At 43.8% G+C, this 12,122-nt stretch carries 6 protein-coding genes; 4 read left to right on the top strand and 2 right to left on the bottom strand.

The window, feature by feature from the left end; all coding sequences use genetic code 11:
* Positions 1 to 8 precede the first annotated feature (8 nt).
* Positions 9 to 2,261 carry a RagB/SusD family nutrient uptake outer membrane protein gene (locus tag AC1XUE_RS15165; protein WP_483356826.1) on the top strand — a complete coding sequence of 751 codons (2,253 nt, stop codon included), beginning with the start codon at positions 9 to 11 and terminating at the stop codon, positions 2,259 to 2,261.
* Positions 2,262 to 2,271: 10 nt separating this feature from the next.
* Positions 2,272 to 3,651 (top strand): arylsulfatase, encoded by a 1,380-nt coding sequence (locus AC1XUE_RS15160; protein WP_483356825.1) that lies wholly within the window; start codon positions 2,272 to 2,274, stop codon positions 3,649 to 3,651.
* Between the two features lie 82 nt (positions 3,652 to 3,733).
* Here AC1XUE_RS15160 and purL read toward each other — a convergent pair whose 3' ends face one another.
* Entirely contained in the window at positions 3,734 to 7,399 is a 3,666-nt protein-coding gene (gene purL, locus AC1XUE_RS15155) for a phosphoribosylformylglycinamidine synthase (RefSeq protein ID WP_483356824.1), read from the bottom strand.
* A 194-nt stretch (positions 7,400 to 7,593) separates the two neighbouring features.
* Between purL and AC1XUE_RS15150 the strand changes: the two genes are divergently transcribed.
* Both AC1XUE_RS15150 and AC1XUE_RS15145 read left to right on the top strand, forming a co-directional pair.
* The gene (locus AC1XUE_RS15150) at positions 7,594 to 8,982 is read left to right on the top strand and encodes a DUF4932 domain-containing protein (protein ID WP_483356823.1); all 1,389 of its coding nucleotides are present in this window, start codon (positions 7,594 to 7,596) and stop codon (positions 8,980 to 8,982) included.
* Between the two features lie 223 nt (positions 8,983 to 9,205).
* Complete coding sequence (locus AC1XUE_RS15145; RefSeq protein ID WP_483356822.1) at positions 9,206 to 9,628, top strand: SRPBCC family protein; 423 nt, start codon at positions 9,206 to 9,208, stop codon at positions 9,626 to 9,628.
* A gap of 46 nt (positions 9,629 to 9,674) precedes the next feature.
* Here the strand turns inward: AC1XUE_RS15145 and AC1XUE_RS15140 are convergent, their stop codons facing one another.
* Positions 9,675 to 11,891: a hypothetical protein gene (locus tag AC1XUE_RS15140; protein ID WP_483356821.1), complete on the bottom strand. Its 2,217-nt coding sequence runs from the start codon at positions 11,889 to 11,891 to the stop codon at positions 9,675 to 9,677.
* Positions 11,892 to 12,122 lie beyond the last annotated feature (231 nt).

Below are 12,122 nucleotides of genomic sequence, written 5' to 3'. Positions count from 1 at the left end.
AGATCAAAATGAAAAAATATATCATACCCATTTTATCATTGATACCACTGGCTTCCTGCGAGAATTTCCTTGAAGAGAAAATGGTATCTACCATTACACAGGATTATTTCGAATCGGAAAAAGGGGCAGAAGAACTCGTAGTTGCGTCCTATAATACGCTTCGCTGGAAGTACGGATTTATGGAAGGTCCCTATATGTTTGAAACCGGTACAGATATTACTGAGCCGACAGACAACAACTGGGCAACGATCAGTCCGGCAGTGTGGGCCCCGACGGGAGAAGCAGGGAGTTACTCCAATAACCTGATGGGCTATTACGCTACGCAATTGCTTGGTGGATATCCGATCATTAACGATTGTAATAAAGCGATTGAAATCATTACCAAACTTGCACCCGGCAAATTCGGAACGGACAAGGATTTTGCGAACAGAAGGCTTTCGGAGGTATATTTCCTTCGCGCCTGGACGTACTATATGCTTGTAACGCAGTTGGGCGATGTTCCTATGCCTTTGGCGAGCAACAATTCGCTTCCTGCGGCGTTCAATTTTCCTAAATCTACATCAGCTGAGATTTATGCAAGAATCATCGGTGATCTGAGATTTGCACATGCCAATCTGCCCACCACACAGGCTGAGAGAGGGCGTATTACCAAGTATGCTGTAGCGCATTTATTGGCAAAACTGTATTTGCAAAGAGACCAGGCTAAGGATTTCGGACAATATCGTAATGCTGACGGGACTGTCAATAACAATGATGCCAACGCACATTTAGGATTGCTTTACAAAGGCAAAGGTGCAAATGACCTTGACTCGGCTAAAATTTTCTCAACAGAAGTGATCAATGGTCTTTCAGCTTCAAACGGTGGTCAATACGGCGGTTTGGCTGCTGATTACTGGAGCTTGTTCAAAACGGCACGCGGAGATTGGAGCAACGAAAGTAATGCTGAGATCATTCTTCAGGCTTCGTATGGAAATAATCTGGACAATGGTCGCTATGGGATGCGTACCACTGCGGCGTTCACTTGTGATTACACCAATGCAGCCTGGAATTTACCGTCTAAAACATGGGCTTATGGTTTGAGAAAAGGAACAGGATTTTTACCAACCGACTGGGGTTACGACGTTTTTACGGACAAGGTAAATGATTCTAGATTTGAGAAGAGCTTTCAGATCGAATATGAAAGTGCATCGTTCAATAACGGAACATTGCAGGATGGTCCGGGACTTGCCTACACGGATGCGAATAACAAATCGTTAGCATGGACTGCTGAGGAGGTGGCTTACTTCAATGCGAATATCCAACCGGATTATAACCGTACGTCCTGGGGCGGAAGAAAAGCAGTGTTAGGGCAGAGGAAAATCGGACAGGGAGATCTTGGATTGGTATTTCTTGAAAATACAAAGGAAACTGCCATTGACTATCTGGAGGCAGTGTCCCAGCCTTATGTCCTGTATCCGCGTTGGGTGAAAAAAGACGGAGCCTACTACTACCGCAAAACAGGTGTAGACAGATTGTCTTCAAACACAGGATTGCTTTTAGGCAGAACGTTACGTCCTTCTTCACGGAAGTTCATAGATCCTAACCGCAGTACAGTGGACAATCACTTTGGTACAAGAGACGTAGCGATTTTCAGATTGGCTGAAACGTACCTGATTCGTGCTGAGGTATTGGGAAGACAAGGGAATTATGGTGCTGCCCTGAATGATATTAACGTTGTGAGAGCAAGAGCAGCGTACAAAGCAGGGGAGTCGAGAGCAGAGGTACTGGCGCGCATTTATCCTGGCTCAGAAAGTTTATCGAAGTCGGAGAAAACATACCCATACTCAGCTTCTGCAGATACTTACAGTAAAATTAAAGCAGATGCATCTTACTGGGACGGAGCATCTGCCAAGTCGAAATTGGAAAACTATCCGACAGAAGCAGTAACGGCAGCGCAGCGTTTTATTCATTTTATATACAATGAATATTCAAGAGAATTCAATTCGGAGCAAATTGTATATGAGGGAATTCACCACGCAGGAATTCAGCTTGAAAGGGTTTTACATCACAATCAGCTGGCTTCTTCAAAAGTGGGCAACTGGCCGGTATCCGATAATCCTGTAAATAGCAACGGACAGAATGGAAATGGAAAAGGGGTGTTTCAGGCGAAGGATACCTTCAAGCCGTTCCCGCAATCTTATATTAATATGCTAACAGACGAAAAAGGTGCTCCTTTGGATCAAGCGCAAGCTGCCAAATACCAGAATCCGGGTTACAACTAATAGATAAATAATGAACAGAATGCTCAAAAATGTGAGCGCAGTATTGTGCGGCCTGCTGATGGCCGCACAATCTTTTGCGCAGCAGTCACCCAATATCGTTTTCATCCTGGCCGATGATCTTGGCTATGGAGATATTGGCATACATGGACAAACGAAGATTAAAACACCCAATATTGATGCACTCGCGAAAGAAGGAGCGAGGTTTACCGATTTTCACGCCGGAGCTCCTGTGTGTTCGCCTTCACGTAGTGTGCTCATTACCGGTTTGCATACGGGGCATACTACCGTTCGGGGCAATGCAACCAAGCAGGGCGGTATAGCCGGTACAAAAGGAAAGTCAACCGTTTACCGTACCAATCTTGCAAAAGATGATTTCACTGTAGGGAATCTGATGCAGCAGTCAGGTTACACAACGGCTTTGATGGGTAAATGGCATTTGGATGGTTATGATACATTGGCAACCCCCATTCACAGGGGTTTTGATACTTTCTCTGGCTGGCTGATCAGTTATACGGGAACCTATGCGAATGGTCACTGGCCCGCTCAACGTTACACGGATGGGAAATTGCTGGAAGTTCCCCGCAATGCGTCCGGTAAGAAAGGATATTACACCGATGATATCTGTACAGATGAAAGCCTGGCATTTTTGTCAAAACAAAAGAATGCGACAAAGCCGTTTCTGCTGATGATCAATTACAACAGTCCTCACTCGCCTTTGGATGCGGTAGACAGTACGATTTACAAGAATGAGAACTGGCCTGAGGACATGAAGATATATGGTGCAATGGTGCATCATCTGGATGAAAATGTAGGGAAAATCAAACGCTACCTGATCGAAAGCGGATTATCAAAGAATACGATCGTTTTCTTCTGTTCCGATAATGGCCCAAGGTCAGAACCTTCACCGCAGCAAACCGCTGTAGCCGATTTCTTTGATTCGAACGGAGCACTTCGTGGTTATAAGCGCGATCTGTATGAAGGTGGTATCAGAGTACCAATGCTGGTTTGGGCGCCGGGTTTGATCAAGGCAGGAACAGTGAGTAAAGAGCCGGGTTATTTTGCCGATCTGATGCCTACATTTGCTGATATCGCCAAATCGAAGGTAAAATATCAAACGGATGGAGTCAGTGTTTTACCATTTGCCAAAGAGCAGAAGTCGGCTAAACCACGTTTCCTGTATTGGGAATTTTTTGAGAAAGGTTTTGAACAATCTGTCAGATATGGAAAATGGAAGGCGATTAAAACCAAAGGAAAAACCGAACTATATGATATAGAAAAGGATCTGAGCGAGACCAGTGATGTTGCCTCTCAAAATCCGGATGTACTGAAAACGATTGAAAAGTATCTTTCGACAGCAAGAACCGAATCGCCTTTCTGGCCGGTGGATTAGGAGGGAAGTCTTTGTATACAGTTTAAAAGCAAATCGGGCTGCCCTGGAAACAAGGCAGCCCGACTACTTTATATAATTCCGATTACTGGTTAACCGATTCTACCCATTTTCTCGCATTTACGAAAGCTTCCATCCATGGAGATACTTCGTCTTTGCGCCCTTCAGGATAATTCGCCCAATGCCACTGGAACAACGATCTCTCGATGTGTGGCATCATCACCAAATGGCGACCTGTTTCGTCGCATAGCATAGCTGTGTTATAGGCTGATCCATTCGGACTGGCCGGATAGCTTTCATAACCGTATTTGGCAACGATTTTATATTGATCTTCTGAATAAGGCAATTGGAAACGGCCTTCTCCGTGAGACACCCATACACCCAAAGTACTTCCTGCAAGTGTTGAAAGCATCACAGAATTGTTTTCCTGTACCTTCAGAGAAGTGAAAATACTCTCGTGTTTGTGGCTCTCGTTATGCAGCATCTTTGGCTTCTCGGTATGATCAGGATTGATCAGCCCAAGCTCTACAAACAACTGGCAACCATTACAGATACCAACAGACAAAGTATCTTCTCTCTTAAAGAAGTTCTCCAACGCTGTTCTTGCTTTTTCATTGTAAAGGAAAGCACCTGCCCATCCTTTTGCAGATCCCAATACATCAGAGTTGGAGAAACCTCCCACTGCACCGATAAATTGAATATCTTCCAGCGTTTCACGTCCCGAGATAAGGTCGGTCATGTGAACATCTTTCACATCAAACCCTGCCAGATACATCGCATTCGCTACTTCTCTTTCAGAATTGCTTCCTTTTTCGCGAAGAATAGCTGCTTTCGGACGCGGTTTTGATGCATCGACTACAGGTTTTTTACCATCAAACTGAGCAGGGAAATTGTATTTCAGCGGCTGGTTTTTATAGTTTTCAAAACGCTCAAGTGCCTTCGCCGATCCACTTTGTTTGCGGTCCAGAAGGTAAGAAGTTTTGAACCATACATCACGCAGGCGATCTATGTCAAAATTCCATGTTTGTCCACCATCCTGAATCTGCAATCCTGCCTGGTTGGTAACAGTTCCGATTTTATGGAAGTCAACACCGGCCCCAGTCAATACAGCTTCGGCAGAAGCATCGGCCTGGAATACGATGGCAATGTTTTCAGCAAATAGTTTGGTGATAATGTCCTGAGCACCTAAAGCTGAAAGATCGATGTTTGCACCCAGTTCACGGTCTGCAAAACACATTTCAAGCAAGGTGGTAATCAATCCACCGCTGCCAATATCGTGACCCGCCTGAATTTTTCCTGCTTTGATCAAATCCTGAATCGTATTGAATGCAGTTGCGAAACTTTCAGCATTTACTACATCCGGCGTTTCAGTTCCGATTTTATTTAAGATCTGAGCGAATGAAGAACCGCCCAGTTTATATTGATCTCCCGAAAGATTAACATAATAGATTGCGCCTCCTGTTTTACGCAATACAGGCTCCACTACCGAAGTGATGTCATCGCAATGTCCGGCAGCAGATATAATGACAGTTCCAGGTGCAATCACCTCAGAATCTTTGTATTTCTGCTTCATGGAAAGAGAATCCTTTCCGGTTGGAATATTGATTCCCAGGCTGATCGCGAAGTCAGAACACGCTTTCACTGCTTTGTACAAGCGTGCATCTTCACCTTCATTTTTACAAGCCCACATCCAGTTGGCAGAAAGAGAAACTCCTTTCAAGCCCAGCTGTAGCGGTGCCCACACCAGATTAGAAAGTGATTCCGCAATAGCATTACGGCTTCCGGCAGCAGGATCAATCAATGCTGACAACGGAGCGTGCCCGATTGAAGTAGCGATACCATCTTTACCCTGGAAATCCAGTGCCATTACGCCCACGTTGTTCAACGGCAATTGCAGAGGGCCGGCATTTTGTTGTTTTGCAACACGGCCACCTACACAACGGTCTACCTTATTGGTAAGCCAGTCTTTACTCGCCACCGCTTCCAGTTGAAGCACCTGCTCCAGATACTCACTCAGTTTTTCTGTTGAATAAGCAATCGGTGCGTATTGTCTTTCTACTGTTTTGTCGTGCATATACACCTTCGGCGAGCTGCCAAACATATCGCCCATTTCAAGATCCATAGGCTTGGCTCCTGTCTCAGCCGATTCGAAAGTGAAACGGTGATCGCCCGTTACATCACCTACAGTATACATCGGTGCGCGCTCACGTTCCGCGATTTTACGCAACGTTTCAATATTTTCTTTGTCGATCACAAGCCCCATGCGTTCCTGAGACTCATTTCCGATGATTTCTTTAGCGGAAAGGGTAGGGTCGCCAACCGGCAATTTGTCCAGATCAATCTTTCCTCCGGTTTCTTCTACGAGTTCAGAAAGACAGTTTAAATGTCCACCTGCGCCGTGATCGTGAATAGAAATGATGGTATTGTTGTCGCTCTCCACCATACCGCGTACTGCATTGGCAACACGCTTCTGCATTTCAGGATTTGAACGCTGGATTGCATTCAACTCAATGCCCGATCCGAAAGCTCCTGTGTCAGCAGATGACACCGCTGCACCACCCATACCGATACGGTAGTTTTCACCACCCAAAACCACGATTTTATCACCAGGTTCAGGAGTGGCTTTTTTAGCCTGATCCGCCTTTCCGTAACCGATACCACCCGCTTGCATAATCACTTTATCGTAACCCAGCTTGCGGTTTCCTTCTTCGTGTTCGAAAGTTAATACAGATCCGGTGATCAAAGGCTGACCAAATTTGTTGCCGAAGTCTGTAGCACCATTGGAAGCCTTGATCAGGATATCCATTGGCGTTTGATATAACCATGCTCTCTCTTCCACACCTTTTTCCCATGGACGGTTATCCTCCAGACGGGAAAGTGCGGTCATGTACACAGCCGTTCCTGCCAATGGCAATGAACCCTGTCCACCTGCAAGTCTGTCTCTGATTTCACCTCCCGAACCTGTAGCAGCACCGTTGAAAGGCTCCACTGTGGTAGGAAAATTGTGCGTTTCCGCTTTAAGAGAGATAACAGATTTAAAATCTTTGATTTCGTAGTAATCCGGAACATCCGGACGTTTCGGTGCAAACTGCTGTACAACCGGTCCTTCAAGAAATGCAACGTTATCTTTATAGGCAGAAACAATTCCATTCGGATTTGCCTCTGACGTTTTGCGGATCAGCTTAAACAACGAAACGGGCTGCTCATCACCATCAATCACAAATACACCGTTGAATATCTTGTGGCGGCAGTGCTCTGAGTTGACCTGCGAGAAACCAAAAACTTCAGAATCCGTCAGTTTTCTTTCCAGCTTTTCAGCAAGGTCGTTCAGGTATTCAACTTCCTCGTCGCTCAGCGACAGACCTTCCTGCTTGTTGTATTCAGCGATGTTGTCAATAGCTAAAACCGGCTCAGGAGCAATACTGATCGTGTACAAATCCTGACCCAGAGCCGTATACTTTTGAGAAAGCATAGGGTCGAAATCAGAAAATACCGGCTCTACGCGTTTGAATTCTTCAATCCTGATAATGCCTTCAATCCCCATGTTCTGGGTAATTTCAACAGCATTGGTGCTCCATGGGGTAATCATGGCAGCACGCGGACCAACGAAAGAATCAGTGAGAACAGTTTCCTGGCTAAGTTCAGCTCCTGCAAACAGCCATATAAGTTTTGAAGTATCTGACGATGTGAGCGTTCGCTCCAGTTGCACTGCATACACAGTATTCTGATCGTCGGCGAAGAAATAAATCATAGTATCGTTTTATGGTGCAAAGGTAATTCTTTTAATTTTTTATCCCTATCAAAATCGAGTAAGGATGATGCGGTTTATGAACAGGTTGCCCGGTATTGAAAATGAGCAACGAAATGCAAGAGACCTGGCAAGTTGTCACAGTTTTGTATTCTATAACCTTTTTTGTTAAAATTAGGCTTTTAACATGTTTGGCTATGATGAGATCAATTTGTATCTGTTTGATATTAATACTTTCGGGAGCAGATTCCATCGCTCAGAAAAAGGATGTTCCTGTAGTGCGTACGGCTCGTGACCGCATTACTTTATATCTGGATGGAGAAAAGGACGACATGAATGGCATCAACAAAATAAACAAACAGTTTGATTTTAGTTTTGTTGTTGAAAAAGACTCCCTTCCTCTTGTACTTGTTTCTGAAAAGGATTCCATAGCGCTTTTGCTTCGTTCCGGTCAGACAACCCGGTTTATGATTGTCAGGGAAAGTTCGGAGGATACGGTGCTTTGTGGTTTCAGTCCGGAAAGAAAAGTAAAGGCTGCGACTTTTTCGGCGGCTTATAAGGCGGAAAATAAGGGTAAAATACTGGTTGAAGTTCCGGAAGTCTACGAGTTAATGAACGTGATTTTTGCACTTACGGATTATGGTAAAACACAAGCCATTTACAAGGATACAGATTATTATAAGAAGATGATGAAGCAGTTTGCTGGTTACAAAAACCATCAGGCTGTACGCACGGTTGATTCCTTGTTGAAGCTTTCTCCGGCGTATTATTACAATCGGATGAAAATGGATAGTTATGCATTCGTTTTTCAGGGGGATAAAATCGTAAATGGCGGGGTGTACGATCATGTCAGCTGGGGTGACCGAAACGAGCTCACATTATTTATTCCTTTGCTGTCCGATTTTGCCGGTAAGACGGATTTTCGAAAGTTTTTTAAAAACAACAGTACTTATTACAACAGTTTAATTGCTGAATACAAAAAGGAAACAGGCATTGCCGGAATGATTCAGTGGCTTGAAAAACAGTTTCCTTCGACAAAGTATGATGCCACAAAAGTGATTTTTTCCCCTTTGGTAGGGTGGAATCAGTCTGCCAATATATTCAGTGATAATGGTTTTTCAGAATCGCAGGCACATGTGAATTTCCCTTTTCTTACAAGCAGTGATAAATCCAAACCTGCTGATGTAGTCAAAGGAGGTCGTATGACGATCGCTTTTACTGAAATCAACCATGCTTACCTGAATCCGGAAGCAGAAAAATATAGAGCAGATATTGATAATGTATTTGGTAAACTTGAACAATGGACTACGGCCGGTAAGCCATCTTCCACCTACAACAGCCCTTTGATGTGTTTTGAAGAGTATATGAACTATGGACTGGTAACACTTTATTACTCAGATGTGTTTGATAAAAAATCTTTCGGCACTCTGAATGAAAATATCGAAAGTAATATGGAAGACAGGCGGGGATTTCAGCGGTTCAAAGCTTTCAACCAGGCACTTCTCAATCTGTACAAAAACAGAAAAAGCGGACAAACTGTAGCAGATTTATATCCTGATATTATTGATTGGGCAAAAAAACAGTGATTTAAAAACAAAACAACTTGCCAGCAGAAACCGGCAAGCTGTTGCACCAATACAACCTTAATTCCAATTCTTCCGGTATCACCGTTTGAATTACAAACCAAAATTAGTGGATATATTCCAAAAATTGGATAAATTCCAATTTAATATTTTGTTTATATGTATAACTTGCTCAATCAGTTTGTATTAGATTCATTTTTTGCAACAACCAAACCTTAACGAACAAATGGCAGATCAGGAAAGAACCGTAATTACTGTAGAAACAACAGTCAATGCTCCGGTGGAGAAGGTATGGGATTACTGGACTTCCCCCGAACATATCGTACAATGGAACAGCGCTTCTGACGATTGGCATACGCCTAAGGCAGAAAATGATCCCCGCACAGGAGGTAAGTTTTCATCCAGAATGGAAGCCCGTGATGGCAGTTTTGGCTTTGATTTCGAAGGTGTCTATGACGAGGTGCAACCACTAGCGCTGATTGCCTATTCCATTGCAGATGGCAGGCAGGTCAGGATTATTTTTGAAAAACAGGGAGATCAGACTAAAGTGATAGAAAGTTTTGATGCAGAAGATCAAAACCCGATAGAGATGCAAAAAGATGGATGGCAGGCGATTCTTGACAACTTTAAGAAGCATACCGAGGCATAAAAGAGCAAGGGTTCAGTTTAGGTTACAAGCTGAACCCTTTTGCATTTCAATTGATCCGGGCATGAACGCCATTGCCAGATACCTGCGCTTTGACATTTGCTCCTGATGGTAGTTCTACCTCAATTTCATGCAGTTTGTTGTCAGAGAAAGAGTTGAGGTAAAACCATGCTGTTGTGCCATTTTTAGTTTCAGCGTATACAAATCCCCGCTTGTCGTGATAGGCATCTACTATTTCCTCTGCACTGAACTGAGAAGGTGTAATCCATATCCCGTTGTCCAAACGGTACTTCAGGAATTTCCTGTTCCCACCAGTTACCTTTCCGAAGGTATCATTGTATAACTTCTGACTAAAATAGGAGAGGTCGCTGCTTCCGGAATACCCGGGATAAGATGGAGATTTTGCGTAATGTGGAAATCCATCCTGCGGCTGGTCCGCGCCATTAGGAAACCATATCCCTTTATACCATTCCGGATCAAAGTTTTTGTTGGACGTTTTGCCTGATCCTCCCCACTCCACATAGAGCTTACCAAAAATCTGAGCGATAAATCCGTTTGCTATTACCACATTTGGATCCAGAGGAAGTTTGCTGTAATTGTAAAATAAACCTTCCGGATATTTGTACTGATACAAATTATTGGGACGCCATTCGTGGACTCCAAAAAGAAAAATACCAGTTTCATAACCCATCTGTCTGATCAGGTGCATCCTGTAAACAGATTCGTATACCTGTCCCTGTTGAGTATCAGGAGCGCCCAGATATACAGCTTCGGGGATGAGGGTTGTAGATGACAGTGAACCTCCAGGCGAAAAATTGGTTTTCGGTAACTTGTTTGGAGCGAGATGTAAAAGAACCTTGAAATGCTCTCTGCTTTTTTTGCCCGACAGGGACATTTCCGAAGGCCAGAACATGAAGTAATTATGCGCGATATAGTAGGGGATTTTTCTTGTTCCCCATTTCTCTTGGTAACGCTCATGCAACCTTTTGTAAAAATGGCCCCACATTTCTGCTTCGGCTGGCATAAAAGATGTTCCTTCCATGGTTTCACCAATCCACACTGCATCGGAGATGTCTGCTTCGTTGGCTTTCTGTATAGCCTGTTCTCTGGTAAGCGGACCATTAGGCCAATAGCGCAGGTTGTAACCGTTTTTGAAGTTGTCAGCTCCCTGAGGATTCAGGTGAAGAAAATGTTCAATACGAGGGACATTGTTGTAGGTGATTCCGGCGTTTTTATAACGTTGTACGCTCGCATTATTTTCCCAGGGAAGAGCATGGTGAGCTATATGCGTAACACCTTTGCTCATGATTTTTTGTATAGACCAATCTCCCGCACTGGCCACCCAGACATGCCCTGTCGGAAGCTTCATATCAGGTGCTATGTCGGCCCATTGTGTTACCTGGGTGGATGGGTCAAATGCATCGGGGATAACAATATTAAAACTCTGATTTTTCTTCTCCGGAAAGATTAATGTTTGAAATGCAGCAGTGGTGTTGTAAGAAAATCCTTCTCCTGCAGTTGTGCTGTAGTACCAGTTATTATCCTTGTCAGACCAACGGGCTGTATTTTCCAGACCCTTTTTGGTTTTCATTTTCCAAACCCTGAGCATCCTTCCTCCGGCATAAAAATAATTACTTAACGGTTTATCAGAGGTAATTACTTCAGCACCGATCATATATCTGAACTCATAACCATCACCAGGAATTACCTGAGCATGGTCTGAAACGAGATATCCGTTGCCGCTTGGAACGAAGCTAAGTTCCATGTGTTCATCAAGCCCTTTCGCTATTGCTTTGGGTATAAAAGCACCCTTTCGGGAATTGGGGTTACCACTGGTAGCGGAAATTTCAAAAGGCATGGTGCTGGGAGAGGATGTGCAGCTTTTACCGGTATAGGTAAGTGTATATTTTCCGAACGGGAGGGCTTCGAAATCAATTCTGGGGTTGCTGTTTTGCGGGGATAATTCTCCCTGACGAACGTTCTTTCCACTGGCATCACGGATTAGCCACGTAATTTGAAAAACGTCTGTTCCGTAAAACTGACCATTCAATTGGGTAGTAGAAATGTTGCTGACCGATAATATTTTGGGGCCAAGTTTGCATGAATCCGAATCGACCGCCACGCCTTTTGGAGCGGACATGTTGTTAGAAAACCTGCTGAATGGTTTAACCTGAATGATTACCAAAGCTACGACCAATACCATGACCGCAAAGTAAAAGACATATGAAAACTGATGGTATACGCTAGGTTTCTTTTCTTCTTGCATTCTTGAGAAATGATAGCTGTGTTGTAATGTAAGGGACATATATGTTAAGTAACTCTGAGTAAGCAACGACATGGATTAAAGTAAATTATAATCTCGCGGGCAAATCAGAATTAGTAACTTAATAGGTGACTGCGGTATATTATTGGAAGTAACTTCTACGTTTAAGAAAGAATTCGTTCTAGTTTTACTAACTAAGTTGTATACCGGGTCAAGATTATTACTTCTCATAAC

This window comes from Dyadobacter sp. HNCC25DJ187 (assembly GCF_056895255.1).
Note: the sequence above shows the minus strand (reverse complement) of the source record. Positions and strands in the feature narration are given on the sequence as shown.